General features: G+C 60.4%; 15 protein-coding genes. 9 read left to right on the top strand and 6 right to left on the bottom strand.

From position 1 onward, the window contains the following. Positions 1-5 precede the first annotated feature (5 nt). The 4 genes from ACQ4MY_RS18560 to ACQ4MY_RS18545 all read left to right on the top strand — a co-directional run bounded on the left by ACQ4MY_RS18560 (position 6) and on the right by ACQ4MY_RS18545 (position 5539). Positions 6-884: an endonuclease/exonuclease/phosphatase family protein gene (locus tag ACQ4MY_RS18560; protein ID WP_008081244.1), complete on the top strand. Its 879-nt coding sequence runs from the start codon at positions 6-8 to the stop codon at positions 882-884. Then, positions 881-2965 carry a diguanylate cyclase gene (locus ACQ4MY_RS18555; RefSeq protein ID WP_440096067.1) on the top strand — a complete coding sequence of 695 codons (2085 nt, stop codon included), beginning with the start codon at positions 881-883 and terminating at the stop codon, positions 2963-2965. Before ACQ4MY_RS18560 ends, ACQ4MY_RS18555 begins: the two co-directional genes overlap by 4 nt. Before the next feature lie 101 nt (positions 2966-3066). After that, positions 3067-3849 carry an N-acetylmuramoyl-L-alanine amidase gene (locus ACQ4MY_RS18550; RefSeq protein ID WP_008081248.1) on the top strand — a complete coding sequence of 261 codons (783 nt, stop codon included), beginning with the start codon at positions 3067-3069 and terminating at the stop codon, positions 3847-3849. Between the two features lie 76 nt (positions 3850-3925). After that, complete coding sequence (locus tag ACQ4MY_RS18545) at positions 3926-5539, top strand: EAL domain-containing protein (protein WP_440096066.1); 1614 nt, start codon at positions 3926-3928, stop codon at positions 5537-5539. Here the strand turns inward: ACQ4MY_RS18545 and ACQ4MY_RS18540 are convergent. After that, on the bottom strand, positions 5536-7326 hold the full coding sequence (locus tag ACQ4MY_RS18540; protein WP_440096065.1) for a KinB sensor domain-containing domain: 1791 nt from the start codon (positions 7324-7326) through the stop codon (positions 5536-5538). The genes ACQ4MY_RS18545 and ACQ4MY_RS18540 overlap by 4 nt on opposite strands. A 10-nt stretch (positions 7327-7336) precedes the next feature. Then, positions 7337-8683, bottom strand: a complete 1347-nt coding sequence (gene algB / locus ACQ4MY_RS18535; protein ID WP_007954049.1) for a sigma-54-dependent response regulator transcription factor AlgB — start codon at positions 8681-8683, stop codon at positions 7337-7339. Between the two features lie 427 nt (positions 8684-9110). Here algB and ACQ4MY_RS18530 point away from each other — a divergent pair, with 427 nt between their 5' ends. The 5 genes from ACQ4MY_RS18530 (at position 9111) to ACQ4MY_RS18510 (ending at position 13568) form a co-directional block, all read left to right on the top strand. After that, positions 9111-9401: a hypothetical protein gene (locus ACQ4MY_RS18530; RefSeq protein WP_008081254.1), complete on the top strand. Its 291-nt coding sequence runs from the start codon at positions 9111-9113 to the stop codon at positions 9399-9401. A gap of 73 nt (positions 9402-9474) precedes the next feature. Next, the gene (locus tag ACQ4MY_RS18525) at positions 9475-9639 is read left to right on the top strand and encodes a DUF1328 domain-containing protein (protein WP_003177151.1); all 165 of its coding nucleotides are present in this window, start codon (positions 9475-9477) and stop codon (positions 9637-9639) included. A gap of 2 nt (positions 9640-9641) precedes the next feature. Continuing rightward, positions 9642-10106 (top strand): inhibitor of vertebrate lysozyme family protein, encoded by a 465-nt coding sequence (locus tag ACQ4MY_RS18520; protein ID WP_008081255.1) that lies wholly within the window; start codon positions 9642-9644, stop codon positions 10104-10106. Between the two features lie 702 nt (positions 10107-10808). Further along, positions 10809-12140: a glutamate/aspartate:proton symporter GltP gene (gene gltP / locus ACQ4MY_RS18515; RefSeq protein WP_158832320.1), complete on the top strand. Its 1332-nt coding sequence runs from the start codon at positions 10809-10811 to the stop codon at positions 12138-12140. A gap of 198 nt (positions 12141-12338) precedes the next feature. Next, positions 12339-13568, top strand: coding sequence for a nucleoside recognition domain-containing protein (locus tag ACQ4MY_RS18510; protein WP_440096064.1), 1230 nt, complete (start codon positions 12339-12341; stop codon positions 13566-13568). A 121-nt stretch (positions 13569-13689) separates the two neighbouring features. On the opposite strand, the gene ACQ4MY_RS18505 is transcribed toward ACQ4MY_RS18510, so the two are convergent. From ACQ4MY_RS18505 to ACQ4MY_RS18490, 4 genes are read right to left on the bottom strand one after another with little or no spacing between them, the layout of a single operon-like run. Next, on the bottom strand, positions 13690-14316 hold the full coding sequence (locus ACQ4MY_RS18505) for an ABC-type transport auxiliary lipoprotein family protein (RefSeq protein ID WP_440096063.1): 627 nt from the start codon (positions 14314-14316) through the stop codon (positions 13690-13692). Next, complete coding sequence (locus ACQ4MY_RS18500; RefSeq protein ID WP_440096062.1) at positions 14313-15251, bottom strand: MlaD family protein; 939 nt, start codon at positions 15249-15251, stop codon at positions 14313-14315. The genes ACQ4MY_RS18505 and ACQ4MY_RS18500 overlap by 4 nt, the downstream gene beginning before the upstream one ends. Position 15252: 1 nt before the next feature. Continuing rightward, positions 15253-16056 (bottom strand): ABC transporter ATP-binding protein, encoded by an 804-nt coding sequence (locus ACQ4MY_RS18495; protein WP_008084317.1) that lies wholly within the window; start codon positions 16054-16056, stop codon positions 15253-15255. After that, a complete protein-coding gene (locus ACQ4MY_RS18490; protein ID WP_440096061.1) occupies positions 16053-17201 on the bottom strand; it encodes an MlaE family lipid ABC transporter permease subunit in 1149 nt (382 codons plus the stop codon). Before ACQ4MY_RS18490 ends, ACQ4MY_RS18495 begins: the two co-directional genes overlap by 4 nt. Between the last annotated feature and the right edge of the window lie 20 nt (positions 17202-17221).

Here is a 17221-nt window from a genome sequence, read left to right as displayed (position 1 = left end):
CCGCCATGCGCCGCTGGAAGTCTGAACGCCTCGTTGGCCTGCATGATCCGCAGGTCAACGAGCATCACCTGGCGTCAACGGGCCTGCCCGCGGACCAGCGTCTGCGCCTGCTCAGTTTCAATATCCAGGTCGGCATCAGCACCGAGCGTTATCGACATTACCTGACGCGCAGCTGGCAGCATCTGCTGCCGCACAACGGCCGCTCGGGCAATCTGCAAAAGATCGGCGATCTGCTCGGCGACTTCGATCTGGTCGCCCTGCAGGAAGCCGATGGCGGCAGCCTGCGTTCGGGCTACGTCAATCAGGTCGAACACCTGGCCCACCTCGGCGCCTTCCCCTACTGGTATCAACAACTCAATCGCAACCTCGGTCGACTGGCCCAGCACAGCAATGGCGTGCTCAGTCGCCTGAAGCCGTGGGCGATCGAGGATCATCCCTTGCCCGGCCCGAAAGGTCGTGGCGCGATTCTGCTGCGTTTCGGCGAAGGTCCGGAGGCACTGGTGGTGGTGATGATGCACCTGGCCCTCGGCGCGCGAACGCGCAGCCTGCAACTGGCCTATATTCGTGAACTGATCGGTGGCTACAAACACCAGGTGTTGATGGGCGACATGAACACCCACGCCAGCGATCTGCTACAACACTCACCGTTACGCGATCTTGGCCTGCTGGCCCCGCAGCTGGAAGCGACGTTTCCTAGCTGGCGCCCGCAGCGTTGCCTTGATCATATTTTGCTCAGCCCGACCCTGACCCTTGAAAGAGTCCAAGTGCTGGCCCAACCGATTTCCGATCACCTGCCGGTCGCGGTAGAGATTCGTCTGCCGGGTTCGCTCACGGCCGATGCATTGCCCGCGATGAGTCCTGCCCCTCGCGGAACCCCTGAATGAGCGACGACGCCCAGCGCTGGAAAGAGAAGTACCTCAAAAGCATCGAACAGCAGGACAAGCTCGAACGGCGCTGGGCCGCCAGGCTCGATTTGCTGCGTCGCGGGCTGGTGCGCAGCACGCTGGCGGCCGAAGGCACCGACAAGGTCGTCGATCAGTGCATGAAAGAGATGCGCGACGTTGTGCGCACCGACGACATGGATGCCGGCCTCGCCGCCCTGTTGCCGCGCCTGGAAAAAGCCGTGCTCGATTCCGAGCAGCGCCGCGAAACCCGCATCGATCAGGTCAGCACGGCGCTGACCTCACTGGTGGCTCAGTTGCAGGCCTTGCCGTTGCCCCGGGAAGTGGCGCAACCGCTGAAGAAATTCGCCAAACAACTGGATGGCCGCGTCGGCCAGGCGCGCGAGATGCCGCTGCTGCTCAGCGAACTGAGTGGCTTGCAGGGCAAGGCGTTGAGCCAGCTGGAAACGCCAGCCGAGCCGGGGCGTCCGGGATTGTTGCAGCGACTGTTTGGCAGCCGGGAAAACGAAGAAACGCCCGCCCCAGCGCCAGAAGCACCACCAGCTCCGGCGGCCGCGTCCGTGCCGGCGGCGCCCTCACCCGTTGCGCCGCAAGCCGAAGCAGTGCCCGAGCAGACGGCCCCCGTCGCAGCTACTGAAAAGGTGATTACAACGACGCCGCCCGTTCAGCAAACTGCGCCAGCCATCGAACCAGCGACAGCCGCACCCGAGACTCCAACGCAACCGCCAGTGGTTGCCTTCGTCCCGCCGACCGTGCTCAACGAAGCGCCCAGCACCCCGGCCGAGACCGAAGCCCTGCCTCTGGAGCCCGAACTTGAGCCTGTTTTCGCCCAGGCGCCGGCGGCGATTGCACCCGCCCCCTTCAATCCGGACGAATTGATCCACCCCGGCGATCCCGTTCCGCTGATTCTCGACAGCCTGCCGCTGCCCGAACCTATCGCGCAGGCATTGGCGGCCATCGACCCGGAGCAATCCGAGCACGACATCCTGTTCGCCCTGCCGGATTCCCCGGAGCCGTCCTACAGCTCCGTGGCCAAGCACATCGAAGACACCCTGATCGGCCTGCTCGATGACCTGACCTTGCCCGAACGCCACCGCCCGCAAGCCGAGGCGATGCGCGAACGGCTGCAACACGGGTTGAACTGGTACGAACTGATCCCGATCCTCGACGATCTTGCCACCTTGATGCTGGCGATTACCGACAGCGGTCAACACGAATTCGAAGTCTATCTGCAACAGCTCAACGAACGCCTCGAAGCGTTCCAGAGCAACCTGCAGGCCGCCAGTGAAGGCCATGCCGACAACAGCTCGGCGGCGCGGGCAATGGACACGCAAATTCGCGAGCAGGTCGACGGTTTGCAGACCAGCGTGCAGGAAGCCGCCGATCTGGATGACCTCAAGCAAGTCCTGGAGAATCACCTCGAAGGCCTGCTCGGCACCATGGATCAACACCAGAAACAGCGCGATGCCCGTGAACAGGAAGTCGCGACACGGCTTAAAAGCCTGTCCGAACGCGTGGCGCACATGGAACAGGAAGCCCAGGGTTTCCGCGAGCACCTTGAAGTGCAACGGCAGAAAGCCCTGATCGACCCGCTCACCGGCTTGCCCAACCGCGCCGCATGGAGCGAGCGCCTTGAGCATGAAATCAAGCAGTGGCAACAACACGGCAATACCTTGAGCCTGGCGATGCTCGACCTTGATCACTTCAAACGGATCAATGACAACTACGGTCATCTGGCCGGTGACAAAGTGTTGAAGATTATCGCCACCGTGCTGCGCAAGCGCCTGCGCGGCACTGACTTCATTGCCCGTTTCGGCGGTGAAGAGTTCGTGCTGTTGCTGCCGACCACGCCACCGGCAGTCGGTGCCAAGCTGCTGGAAACTCTGCGCGCGGCCATCGAAGCTTGCCCGTTCCACTTCAAGGGCGAACGCGTGACCATCACCATTTCCATGGGATTGGCGTCCTTCCGAGCGGGAGAACACAGCGATCTGGTGCTGAAAAGAGCCGATCAGGCGCTGTACCGCGCGAAAAATGCAGGGCGCAACCGGGTCGAGCTGGGCTAAGCAATGTGTTCCATTTTGTTTAAATCCGCCCGCTGACCGTCGAGACGCAAGGCAGTACGTTACACTGTTGCATTACTGTCTTGCGTGTATTGTCCTCTGCCATGAAATTCTTTGCCCTCCTCGCTTCGCTGCTCGTTCTGGCCGGTTGCGCCAGCAGCCCGCGTTATGACACCAGCCACCCTTCGGCCAATTACGATAGCCGCATCCAGTTTGTGATCGTCCACTACACCTCGACATCGCTGGAGCGTTCGCTGCAATTGCTGACCCACGGCGAAGTCAGCAGCCATTACCTGATCGGCGACGACAAGAGCGCCACCGTCTACAAACTGATGGATGAAAACCAGCGCGCCTGGCACGCCGGCGAAAGCCAATGGCAGGGCCGCACCTGGCTCAACTCCAGCTCGATCGGCATCGAAATCGTCAATCCGGGCTTCAAGGACACCCCGACCGGGCGCCTGTGGTATCCATACAGCGAAGCACAGATTCAATCGTTGATCGCCCTGCTCAAGGACATCAGCAAACGCAACGGCATCAGCCCGCGCCACATCATCGGCCACAGCGACATCGCGCCGCTGCGCAAGCTCGATCCGGGCCCGCTGTTCCCGTGGCAGCGCCTTGCCGCTGAAGGCCTTGGCGTGTGGCCCAACGAGCAAGCCGTGGCACGCCAACAGGCCGTGTTCAACAGCAGCGAACTGCCGAGCGTCAGCTGGTTCCAGGCGCAACTGGCGCACCTTGGCTACGACACGCCGCAGACCGGCGAACTCGACGTCGCCACCCGCCACGTCCTTGCCGCTTTCCAGATGCACTTCCGGCCTTCGCGCTTCGACGGTACGCCGGATGCGCAAACGGCAGCGCTGTTGTTGGTGCTCAATCAGACAAAATAATGACGCCCGCCCGACGGTCAGGGCGAAATTGCAATCAGCAGCTATAACTCATTGGTAATACTTCGGATATTCCATGATGGTTGCTACCCGAGAGACGCTGCGTAGCTGGTTTTATCGCCCATGGTTTTTGGCGATGATCGCGGCTGTCCTCAGTGCCTGCCTGCTGATCGCCGGCGCAATGTTCGTGGCGATGCATCAGGTCGAGCAAAACGAGAGCCGGGAAATGAACGCGCAAGGCGAACGTTTCCTCGCTCGCCTCGAACAATTGTTCGGCCAGTTGCGCGAAAGTCTCGACGACCTCGAAGCGCAACCGTTGCGCAGTTGCGACGACGAAATGATCGCCACCCTGCAACAAGTCACCTTCAACTATCGCTTCGTTTACGAAGCCGCTTATATGGACGCCTCGCGGATCTGTTCGAACCGGCCGCGCCAGGAAGGCTTATCGGTTGTCCGCGCACCAGACATCAAAGGCCCGACCTACAGCTACTGGCTGAACACCACCACCGAACCCGACGAGAACCGCGCCGCGCTGATGCTGGGTCGGGGAAATTTTCGTGTGGCCACCTCGCGCGGCCATTTGACCGACATGGTCGACCTGTCGCCCGGCAGCAGCCTTCTGGTAGTGCTCGACCATGGCACCCGAGCGATTCCGGTACTGGGTACCGAGCAGGACTGGCCGCCGACGGCACACTGGCCACCGAAAAGCCGCGATGCCCTGCAAGTCACGCAAACGCGACTGATCTACCGCATGCCCACCGACAACCCGGAATATCAGTTGGTGTTGATCACGCCGCGCACCGGCATGCACATCCCCACCATTTGGTGGTGGATAATTCCAGTCTGCCTGGTGGCCGGTGCGATTGTCGGCTTTCTCACCTTCCTGCTGGTGCGCCAGCGGCAATCATTGGATGCCGAGCTTCACGGCGCGATCCGCCGCGGCGAGTTGCAGGTGCTCTATCAACCGATCTTCGACCTCGACAGCCGCAACTGCGTCGGTGCCGAAGCCCTGCTGCGCTGGCGCCGCCCGGACGGCACGCTGACCAGCCCCGACCTGTTTATCCCGATGGCGGAAAACACCGGGCAGATTCGGCAAATGACCGACTTTGTCCTGCAGCGTTTGCTCGAGCAGTTGGGCCCGGTATTGCGCGCCAACCCACAACTGTATATCTCGGTGAACCTGGCGGCGTGCGACGTCATGGTGCCGCGCATCGGCCTGGTCATGGCGCGCTTGCTGACCTTGCACCGGGTCGCCGCACGACAGATTGCCTTCGAGGTCACTGAACGCGGTTTGATTGATGTGGTGGTCGCGCGGGAAAACCTGCAAGCCCTGCGTGATGTTGGCCATCAGGTGCTGATCGACGATTTCGGCACCGGCTATTGCAGCCTCGCCTACCTGCAGACCCTGCCGGTGGACTGCCTGAAGATCGACAAGGCGTTTATCGACGCCCTCGGCCATGACGCCGCCAGCAGCGGCGTCGCCCCGCACATCATTCACATGGCGCAAGCGCTGGACCTGAAGGTGATTGCCGAAGGCATCGAACTGGAATCACAAGCGCAATTGCTCAGCAGCGAAGGCGTCAAGTTCGGTCAGGGCTGGCTGTTCGCCCACGCGCTGAGCGCGGTGCAGTTCATCGAACTGATCACGCGCGGCCGCCGGCTCGCCGGTCGGCGCATGGACGACGAAGCCTAAACGGCTAACGCCATATAGAACTGCGTGCCCTGCCCCGGCCGCGAATACACGCCCATGCGCCCGCCATGCAACTGGACGATTTCCTTGCACAGCGCCAAGCCGAGCCCGGCTCCGCCCTTCTTGCGCCCGACCTGAACGAAGGGCTCGAAGATCCGCCCCTGCTGGCCGTAGGCAATGCCTTCGCCATTGTCCTCGACGCTGATGATCACCCGCTCGCCGTGTCGCCGCGCCTGCAGACGAATCAATCCGTCGCGGGCGGTATGGCGCAGGGCGTTGTCGATCAGGTTGTCGAGCACGCGGTCGAGCTGCGCCTGATCCGCCTGCAAACGCGGCAGCGGGCCTTGCACTTCGACCTCCAGGGCGATGCCTTTGGCCGCCGCCGACTCGGCGAAACGCAGCTGGGCCTGCGCCAGCAGATCTTCGATGGAGCACGGTGCCAGCGTGAGTTTCTGCAAACCGTTCTGGTAGCGCGAGAAATTCAGCAAGTCGTTGATCAACTGCATCAGGCGCTGCATTTCCTCATTCACGGTATCGAGCAGATCAGCCTCGCGTGACTCCGCCGGAAACTTCGCCCGCTCGCGGAACAGGCCGAACGCCATGTGCATGCCGGTGACCGGCGTGCGCAGCTCATGGGACGCGCGCAGGACGAACTCGCTGCGCACCCGCTCGAACGCGCGCTGCTCGGTGACGTCGTGCAAAACCATCACCGCGCCGAGGATATGACCTTGTGTGTGGCTGACCGGCGTCAGGCTGTAAGTCAGCAGGCGCGATTCGCCGTCGACCTCAATGCTCAAATCCTCCGGCGCGCGCTCCAGCGTGCCGCCGCGCAGCACCAGTTGCAGCTGCGCATCCAGCTCCGGCCGCTCAAGCGCCGCGCCCAAACCCTGGCCGAGTCGATCATCGTCCCAACCCAACTGGCGTTGAGCCACCGGGTTGAGGTGCTCCAAGTGACCTTCGCGGTCAATCATCAGCAGACCATCGTCGATGCTGTCGAGTACCGCCTGCAGACGCTGCTGGCCCGCCAGCAGCTCGTCGACGTTGGTGGCCTGGTGCTCACGCAGCGCTTCGGCCATCAAACCGAAGCGACGCGACAACAGGTTCACTTCCATCGCCGAGGAAATCGGCAGGGTCACTTCATAGTTGCCCTGACCAATGTTGTCCGCCGCTTTCGCCAAGACTTCGATCGGCACACCGAAGCGTCGAGCGATACCGTGCGCGGTGACGAAACCGATGATCAACACCGCCAGCCCTACCAGCCCGAGCAGGCCGGCGATCAACAGTGCACGGTCACGCGCTTGATGCTGGACCGCGTTGATGTTGTCCAGCGCATGCTTGTGTTCGGTGATCAAACCGTTGCGCAGCGTGTTGAAGCGCTCTCTGAGGTTGGCGTTGCTGCTCAACGCCGTCCCCGGGTCACGGGACACATCGAAGGCCTGAAGAAAACTCAGGTAATCAGCCTTGGCCTGACTGAAACCATACTGGCGACCATCGCCAATGTGCTCTTGGGCGATACCGTCATCGAGCAACTTGAGGTATTGCTGCTTGGACGCCTCGAACGCGACCGGATCGGGCTCTTCGGCAAGCATGATGACCAGTTGATCACCCAAAGTTTGTCGCAGCTTGAGGCCCAGATCGAGCGTGACGAAGTTGTTACGCAGCGTGGTTTCCTGTGTACCGGCCATCTGCATCACGCTGACCAGCCCGAGCAGCAACCCGAGCAAGGCCACGGTGATCAAGGCGGAAATGCTCAGGAACAACCGCGTGCGCAACTTCATCGCCAGTTTCATCGCCCGGCACTCACAGGTTGTACTGCTTGCGCTTGCGATACAGGGTCGAGGCGTCGATGCCGAGGGTTTTCGCTGCTTGATCCAAGGTGCCGGCGGTGGCGAGAACCGCGCCGATGTGGGCTTTTTCCAACTCGTCCAGACTCAGCGCGGCGCCGACCCGAGGCGCGTTGTTGGCCGGTTGCTCGGCCATGCCGAGATGGCTGATCTCCACGCGCTCCTGCGGGCAGATGATGCTCGCGCGCTCGACCACGTTGCGCAGCTCACGAATGTTGCCCGGCCAGCGGTAGCCGAGCAGTGCCTCGCGAGCCTCGTCGCTGAACCCACGCGCCGGACGTGCGTACTCTTTAACGAAGCGCGCCAGAAAGCGATCAGCCAGCGTGAGGATGTCCTCGGCACGCTCGCGCAACGGCGGCAGGTGCAGGGTAATGACGTTCAGGCGATACAGCAGGTCTTCACGGAAACGACCGTCACGGACCATGTCCTCCAGATTGAGGTTGGTCGCCGCCAAAATACGCACGTCGGCGCGACGGGTGACCGGGTCACCTACGCGTTCGTATTCCTTGTCTTGAATGAAGCGCAGCAACTTTGGCTGCAATGTCAGCGGAAAATCGCCGATCTCGTCGAGAAACAGCGTACCGCCGTCGGCCTGGTTGACTCGACCCAGCGTACTTTCGCTGGCCCCGGTAAACGCACCACGGCTGTGACCGAACAGCTCGCTTTCCATCAGCTCTGCGGTCAGCGACGGGCAGTTGATGGTCACGCAGGATTTCTTCTCGCGCTTGCTCCAGCCGTGAATCGCACGGGCCAGCTCACCTTTACCGGTGCCGGATTCACCAAGGATAAGAATGTTGGCGTCGGTGCCCGCGACTTGGCGCGCGGTTTCCAGGACGACCTTCATCGCCGGGCTGTGGGAGTCGAGACCGTCCTTCGGTTTACGGATCTCGCCTTCAAGCGCTTCGAGGCGCGCCGACAACTGGCGCACTTCCAGCTGCTTGGCGGTAGCCAGACGCAGCTGATCAGGGCTGCACGGCTTGACCAGATAATCAGCGGCGCCCGCCTGAATAGCATCCACAGCGGTATCGACAGCCGAATGCGCGGTGACGATCACCACGCGCATCCACGGTGCCTGAATGCGCATTTGCGCCAGTACATCGAGACCGTTGTCTTCGCCCAAGCGTAAATCAAGGAAGCACAAATCGAAGACCTGGCGTTGCAGCAGTGCGTCGGCCTGAGCCGCGCTGTTGGCGGTAGCCACCGTATAGCCTTCGTCTTCAAGGCAATAACGGAAGGTACGCAGGATGGCGGATTCGTCGTCCACCAGCAGAATGCGGCCTTGATGCTCAGTGGCAGATTCCATTTTTCCTACGCTCCATAGTGATTGGTCTGAGGTTAGTCCCGGAAAAATCGGGCAAGTTGCATGGTTGATTCTGAACGATGCCAGCCATAGGAGGGTAGCTCTCTCCTGCCATTACGGCCAATACGTTGATTTTGTTGGTTTTTTAAACAATCAGCGGTTTACAGGACATTGCCTGCGTCCTTTTCTGACATCTGCGCCCTGCTCTCAATTCCATAAGAATGAATTCTCCTACGAAAAAATCGTGCATTGCGCACGATCCCAGACGACCCATCGTGCAGGATGCGTCGCCAACTCTTTTTGCATCTATTTTAAGTCATTGATTTTATTAGATATTTTTCAATGAAAAAACTGGCATGCAGGCTGCAATAACTCATTCAGCCCGGGCAGATCAGATCTGCCCCAACCGAATAAGAGTGAGGAACCCAGGATGACTCGCCAACGCGCCGCTCAAGTACGCATCTCGCCACTGCATCTGCAACAAGCTCTGTTTGGCGTACTTGCGCTGTTGATCACCCTGATTGCTTGCCAGCAATACCTGCGCTGGGAAAACAGCCAGCAGCCGGAAGCACCGCTGATTTCCATGCAGCACGCGACCCAGAGTCATTTCAGCGCTGTCAGCAGCAGTGTCCAGGATGACAACGCGACGATGCGCATGGTCGATGTCGATCAGGCGCAGCCACTGGATCAAATGCCACGTGAAGAGCGCTGGGTTTTCTGATTGAACAAACGGATTCAGGCGCGATGCGCCGGAACACGCAATATCCCTAAATAGAGAAGTAAGGAGAATCACCATGTTGAGCTGGGCAATCACATTCTTGATCATTGCCATCATCGCTGCAGTACTGGGCTTCGGTGGTATCGCGGGCACCGCCACGGGTATCGCCAAGATTCTCTTTGTCGTGTTCCTGGTGATGTTCATCGCTTCCTTCTTCTTTGGCCGTCGCGGCCGAGGTTAACGATGACTGTTTTAAAAACACTGGCAGCCGCCCTGCTTCTGGGCGGTAGTGCCATGGCGATGGCGGCCAACGATGGCCAGGCGCGGGTCAACGAACTGTTGAGTTCCGACCCGCAATATCGCGAAACTTGGGAAGGCGTGGTGAAGAAGGAAGAACGCCTGCCGGAATGGGTAATGAACCTGTCCGGCACGCCAGACCAACAGATGAATGCCGTGACTGAAGACGGCGATCAATATCTGGTCGGGCCGCTCTGCGAATCTGCGGACAAGTGCCTCAACCACCGTTTGATCGTCGCCTTCAGTTTCGACAAGAAAGACGCTTACGCCATGCTCGTCGATGTGCCCGAAGGACTGCCGGCCGACAAGTCGCCCACGCGACATGCCACCTACCGCTTCCTCGGCAAACCCGATCAGGGCATGCAGGATCTGCTGATGGAAACCCTGAAGAAAGATCCGAACTGGTATTGAACATGAAGGCAGCAGCCCCTGCTGCCTTCCATTGCACCGATCCGAGGAGGCTCGGCGCATGACCAAGGGGCCGGGACGTTCTGACTGTTACAGGGTCGGAGTGACCTACGGGTACAGGGAGTGCCTGCGCGAGGGCCGGGTCAGGGCAAGTAAAAGCTGCATCGCAGGTTCGCCGACTCACAGCAGATCGACGGACTTGCGTTGAGCTTCCTTTTCAGCAAAACATTGATCCAGAGCGTCCAGCTCGCCTTTTTTATCGTCGACACTGCGCGCGAAAACATTACGCGGTGTTTCCTGGCGACCGTATATCGACAAAGAAACCTTTTAAACAGTGGGACTTCTAGGCTTCCCACGTAGGCTTTTTCCTAAATTTTTCGCTGATTTTTCTCGTTCAAAAAATAACCAACCTACGCTGTGATGGCCGGTTCACGGCACTTATGCCGGCCGAAATGTCACAATCGAACCGGTTGGGACGCCAGTTTCAATTAAAAAAGCTCATGCCGATTCGGCATAGGGTAGGCGTTTACGGCATTAGACGGCGCAACCTTGCATCGGAATAGTTGCGCCTTTTTTCGCCTGCCGAAGAGCCGTAAACACACGCTTCGGGGCACCTTATACGGAGGCAGATGCACAGACTTTTCCGCTAAAGAGCGTTCCAGTTCCTGCATGTGCCTGAGTCAAACGCAAGTAAGGGTAAAGATAATGAAGAAGGCAAAAATTAGCCTCGCCTGGCAGATCCTCATCGGTCTGGTTTTGGGTATTGCAATTGGTGCGTTGCTCAACCACTTCAGTGCCGAAAAAGCCTGGTGGATCAGCAACGTCCTGCAACCGGCAGGCGATATCTTTATCCGTCTGATCAAGATGATCGTGATCCCGATCGTCATCTCTTCCCTGATTGTCGGCATCGCCGGCGTGGGCGACGCCAAGAAGCTTGGGCGTATCGGCCTGAAGACGATTATCTATTTCGAAATCGTCACCACCATCGCCATCGTCGTCGGCCTGCTGCTGGCCAACCTGTTCCATCCGGGTGCCGGCATCGACATGAGCACGCTGGGCACGGTGGACATTTCCAAGTACCAGGCGACTGCCGCCGAGGTACAGCATGAACACGCGTTCATCGAGACCATCCTTAACCTGATCCCGTCGAACATCTTCGCGGCCATGGCCCGCGGCGAAATGCTGCCGATCATCTTCTTCTCCGTGCTGTTCGGTCTCGGTCTGTCGAGCCTGCAGTCGGACCTGCGCGAGCCGCTGGTGAAGATGTTCCAGGGCGTTTCGGAAAGCATGTTCAAAGTCACCCACATGATCATGAACTATGCGCCAATCGGCGTGTTCGCCCTGATCGCGGTGACCGTCGCCAACTTCGGCTTCGCCTCGCTGGTGCCGCTGGCCAAGCTGGTGATCCTGGTTTACTTCGCCATCGCCTTCTTCGCCTTCGTGGTGCTGGGCCTGATCGCCAAGATGTTCGGTTTCTCGGTGTTCAAGCTGATGCGCATCTTCAAGGATGAGCTGGTGCTGGCCTACTCCACCGCCTCCTCGGAAACCGTGCTGCCGCGCGTGATCGAGAAGATGGAAGCCTACGGCGCACCGAAAGCCATCTGCAGCTTCGTGGTGCCGACCGGTTACTCGTTCAACCTCGACGGTTCGACCCTGTACCAATCGATCGCGGCAATCTTCATCGCGCAGCTGTACGGCATCGACCTGTCGATCAGCCAGCAATTGCTGCTGGTGCTGACCCTGATGGTCACCTCCAAAGGCATCGCCGGCGTACCGGGCGTGTCCTTCGTGGTGTTGCTGGCCACCCTGGGCAGCGTCGGTATTCCGCTGGAAGGTCTGGCGTTCATCGCCGGTGTCGACCGCGTCATGGACATGGCCCGTACTGCGCTGAACGTGATTGGTAACGCGCTGGCCGTGTTGGTTATCTCGCGCTGGGAAGGCATGTACGACGACGCCAAGGGCGAGCGCTACTGGAATTCCCTGCCACACTGGCGCAGCAAGACCCAACTGCCAGCGGGCGAAATCTCGAAAAACTGACACACCCCTGTAGGAGCTGCCGCAGGCTGCGATCTGTTGATCTTGCTTTAAAAAAACAAAATCAAAAGATCGCAGCCTTCGGCAGCTCCTACATGAGATTGGGGCCACGAGCCTGTAGACGAACCCCGGAGAAATCCGGGGTTTGTCGTTTCTGGCGACCCCGCTATCATTCGCGGCATTCTTCGGGGGATTTGACTGATGCTTAATGGCCTGTGGCTTGGCTTCTTCATCGTGGCAGCCGTATCGGCGCTGGCGCAGTGGCTGATCGGCGGCAACGCCGGGATCTTTGCGGCGATGGTGGAGAGCATTTTCGTCATGGCCAAGCTCTCGGTCGAAGTCATGGTGCTGCTGTTCGGCACCCTCACCCTGTGGCTGGGCTTTCTGCGCATTGCCGAGAAGGCCGGGATCGTCGAATGGCTGGCCAAGGTGCTCGGCCCGCTGTTCCTGCGGCTGATGCCGGAAGTCCCGGCGGGTCACCCTGCCCTTGGCCTGATCACCCTGAACTTCGCTGCCAACGGTCTCGGCCTCGACAACGCCGCGACGCCAATCGGCCTGAAAGCCATGAAGGCGCTGCAGGAGCTCAATCCCAGCGCGACCATCGCCAGTAACGCGCAAATCCTCTTCCTGGTGCTCAACGCCTCCTCCCTGACGCTGCTGCCGGTAACGATCTTCATGTACCGCGCCCAGCAAGGTGCGCCGGACCCGACGCTGGTGTTCCTGCCGATTCTGTTGGCGACCAGTTGCTCGACGATTGTCGGCTTCCTCTCAGTGGCGTTCATGCAGCGCCTGCGGATCTGGGATCCGGTGGTGTTGGCCTATTTGATTCCCGGTGCGTTGATCCTCGGTGGGTTCATGGCACTGCTCGGCACGCTTTCGGCGACGGCTTTGGCGGGATTGTCGTCGATCCTCGGCAATCTCACGCTGTTTGGGTTGATTATGCTGTTTTTGCTGATCGGCGCGTTAAAGAAAGTGAAGGTTTACGAGGCGTTTGTCGAAGGCGCCAAAGAAGGCTTCGACGTGGCGAAGAATCTGCTGCCGTATCTGGTGGCGATGCTCTGTGCGGTTGGCGTACTGCGTGCTTCCGGGGCGCTGGACTTCGGGCTGGACGGTATTCGCCATCTGGTCGAGTGGGCCGGTTGGGACACGCGGTTTGTCGATGCGTTGCCAACGGCGATGGTCAAACCGTTCTCCGGCAGTGCGGCGCGAGCGATGTTGATCGAGACCATGAAGACCTCGGGGGTCGACAGCTTCCCGGCGTTGGTCGCCGCGACGATTCAGGGCAGTACCGAGACCACGTTCTATGTGTTGGCGGTGTATTTCGGTGCGGTGGGCATTCAGCGAGCGCGGCATGCGGTGGGGTGTGCGTTGCTGGCGGAGTTTGCCGGCGTCGTTGGCGCTATCTTTGTCTGCTACTGGTTCTTCGGCTAACCACAGATCAAAACTGTAGGAGTGAGCCTGCTCGCGATAGCGGTTTATCAATCGCCATCATCGGTGACTGATACACCGCTATCGCGAGCAGGCTCACTCCTACAGGGGTTTTGTGTTGGGCTTAGGGTTTTGGGGGAGCGAGTTTCTGGCCTTGGTCGACGGCCCAGGCCACGACTTTAGCGGTCAGGCGATCACTGGCCTGGCCAAAGCCTGCGACCACCGCCGGCACCTGCACATCACTCAGAGGCTGACGCTCTTCAAAGCGCCGACTGGCCAGAATCCGCTGGTCATAACCGCGCACCAGCAACGCATCGACCCGCACCACGACGCTGGCCTGCGATCCCTGATACTCGGTCTGAAACGCCTGCAAACTCCCGCCCAATTCGAGATCCGCCGCAAAGTTGCTGTCATCGGTACTGAGCAACGTCACCCGGCCATCACGCGCAAACCCATCCAGCAGACGATTACGCACCAGCACCGGCGCCGGGTCACTCCAGCGCGAGCCCTTGTAGCTGCTGATCACGTCACCCTGCGGGATCACCGCAATCGTCGGCCTGTTCAAAGCCTCACTGGCCTGCAACTTGTTCAGTCGCAACGACCAATGCTGTGCTGCCGCCGAACTGGCCGAGGCGGGCGCCTGTGCGGTCGGCAGGCGATAGACATCCGAAGGCTCGGATTTGGGCAAAATCGAGCATGCGCTGATCAGGGAAATGCCGGCGGCGAGAAGGGCGAGGCGAGTCAGCTTCATGGCGTGAATTCCTTGTTCTTGTCACGGCCCAGCAAGTAGCCGCTGGGGTTGGCCTCAAGGCGTTGCGAAATGGCTCGCAACGAAGTCAGCGTCTCGCGCAGTTCGCGGATCGCCGGGGCCAGGCCATTGAGGCCCTGCATGCCGTTGTCGAGGGAGTTTTCGTTTTTGCTGAGCAAGGTGCTGATGGTCGCGGTGCTTTGCTCCAGCGACTTCATCGCCTGCTCGGCGCTGCCCAGTGCTTGCTTGCCTTGATCGTTGATCAGGCCGTTGGCGTTGCGCATCAGCAGCGAAGTCTGTTCGAGCATGCTGCCGGCCTGTTTGCCAACGGTCGCCAGTTGCTGCATCGCCTGTTTGATGTCGCCGCGTTGATCGTTGATGGTGCCGGTGGTTTGCTCCAGGTGGGCGAGGGTCTTGCTGACGCGCTCAACGTTCTCTGGGGAGAACATCTGATTGGCGTTCTGCAGCAGCGCGCTGATGCCGGTCATCAAATCGTTGCTGTCATTGAGCAAACGCGAAATCGGCGAAGGCGAGGCGACAATCAGCGGCAGTTTGCCGTCATGGCCGGTCAGTTTCGGGCTTTCGGGCGTACCACCGCTGAGCTGGATGATCGACGTGCCGGTGATCCCGGCCAGTGCCAGTTTCGCCTGGGTGTCTTCCTTGACCGGGGTGTCACCGGCCAGACGAATCCGCGCCAGCACCCGCCGTGGGTCTTTCGGATCAAGGCGCAAATTGATCACATCGCCGACCTTGATCCCGCTGTACTGCACCGGGCTGCCCTTGGACAGGCCACTGACTGCCTCGCTGAAGACAATCTCGTAATCCTTGAACTCGGTGTCGACACTGGACTTGGCCAGGAACAGACCGAAGAGCAGGGCGCCTGCCACCACAATCACGGTGAACAGGCCGATCAATACATGATGCGCTCGGGTTTCCATGTCAGACCTCGTTGAGCAATTTGGCGGCGTCCAGCGCCGAGCGACCGCGCGGGCCGTGGAAGTATTCGTGAATCCACGCGTCGTCGGTTTCCGAAACGACGTCGATCGGGCCGGCGACCAGGACTTTCTTCTGCGCCAGCACCGCCACGCGATCGGTGATGGTGTAGAGCGTGTCGAGGTCGTGGGTCACCAGAAACACGCTGAGGCCGAGCGCATCGCGCAGGGTCAGGATCAATTGATCGAACTGCGCCGCGCCAATCGGATCGAGGCCGGCGGTGGGTTCGTCGAGGAACAGGATGTCCGGATCCAGCGCCAAGGCACGGGCCAGAGCAGCGCGCTTGATCATGCCGCCGGACAGCGACGAAGGATATTTATCCGCCGCCGACAATGGCAGCCCGGCCAACGCCAGCTTCACGGCGGCCAAATGTTCGGCGTCGTTACGGCTGAGGCCGGCGTGTTCGATAAGGGGCAGGGCGACGTTCTCGGTGACGGTCAGCGAGGAAAACAGCGCGCCCTTCTGGAACAACACACCGAAGCGGCGTTCGACCAACGAGCGCTCATGCTCGGACAGGCTCGGCAGGTTCTTACCGAACACTTTGACGATGCCTTCGCTGGGCCGGCGCAAACCGACAATGCTGCGCAGCAGCACCGATTTGCCGCTGCCGGAACCACCGACCACGGCAAGAATCTCGCCTTTGTACAAATCCAGATCGAGGTTCTCGTGCACGCTCTGGCTGCCGAAGCGATTGCACAGGCCACGGACTTCAATCACCGCCTCCGAGGGCGCGCGGGGTAGACGACTCACCAGCCCATCTCCATGAAGAACAGTGCGGCCACCGCGTCGAGCACGATCACCACGAAAATCGACTGCACCACGGCAGACGTCGTGTGCGCGCCGACCGACTCGGCGCTGCCGCTGACCTTGAAGCCTTCCAGGCAACCAATCGCGGCAATGATGAAGGCGAAAATCGGCGCTTTTACCAAGCCGACCAGAAAGTGCTGAACGCCGATGTCCGACTGCAACAGCGTCAGGAACATCGCCGGCGAGATATCCAGCGACACCGCGCAGACCACGCCGCCACCGATAATCCCGCAGAGCATCGCGAGAAAGGTCAGCATCGGCAGTGCCACCAGCATCGCCAGCACGCGCGGCACCACCAGCAACTCCATCGGGTCGAGGCCGAGGGTGCGGATCGCGTCGATTTCCTCGTTCGCCTTCATCGAGCCGATTTGCGCGGTAAAGGCACTGGCGGTGCGCCCGGCCATGAGGATCGCCGTCAGCAACACGCCGAATTCCCGCAAAAACGAGAAACCGACCAGATCCACGGTAAAAATCGTCGCGCCGAAACTGGCCAGCACCGTCGCGCCGAGAAACGCCACCACCGCGCCGACCAGAAAGGTCAGCAGTGCCACGATGGGTGCAGCGTCGAGGCCAGTCTGCTCGATGTGCGCAATCATTGGCGTGATGCGCCAGCGCTTGGGCCGGAACAGACTGCGAGCGATGGTTTCCAGGATCAGGCCGATGAAACCGAGGAGTTGCAGGGTGTCTTGCCAGATGGTGTCGACAGCGCGGCCGATGCGCGTCAGCAACTGCACGCTGACGCTGATTTCCGGCTCCTTGATTGGCACGCAGAAGTCGGTCATCGAGCGATACACGGTTTGCAGCAGCGCGCGGTCGGCGGTGGAGATCGTGCAATCAGGGTGCTCGGCAGATTTACCGAGGCGCTCGGAGCCGAGCAGTTCGACCAGCAGCGAAGCGCCCGCGGTGTCGAGTGCGCCGAGGCTGTTGAGGTCGATCTCGGTATTGGCGTCGTACTGGCCGTGGAGCTTTTCGCTCAGTTGCTTGAGCTCGGCGTAATGGGCAAGCGTCCAGTCCCCGGTGACCCGCAGGCGGGCAGGGCTGAACGACGTGTCCAGTTGGGCATTGCCGCTGATCGAGCTGCTGGTCATAAGCTCCGTGCTTGTTCGGC

Origin of the sequence: Pseudomonas sp. SM4, from assembly GCF_051913165.1 — a bacterium.
GTDB lineage: Bacteria > Pseudomonadota > Gammaproteobacteria > Pseudomonadales > Pseudomonadaceae > Aquipseudomonas.
The sequence above is the reverse complement of the archived record's forward strand: the minus strand, read 5'-3'. Positions and strand labels throughout refer to the sequence as shown.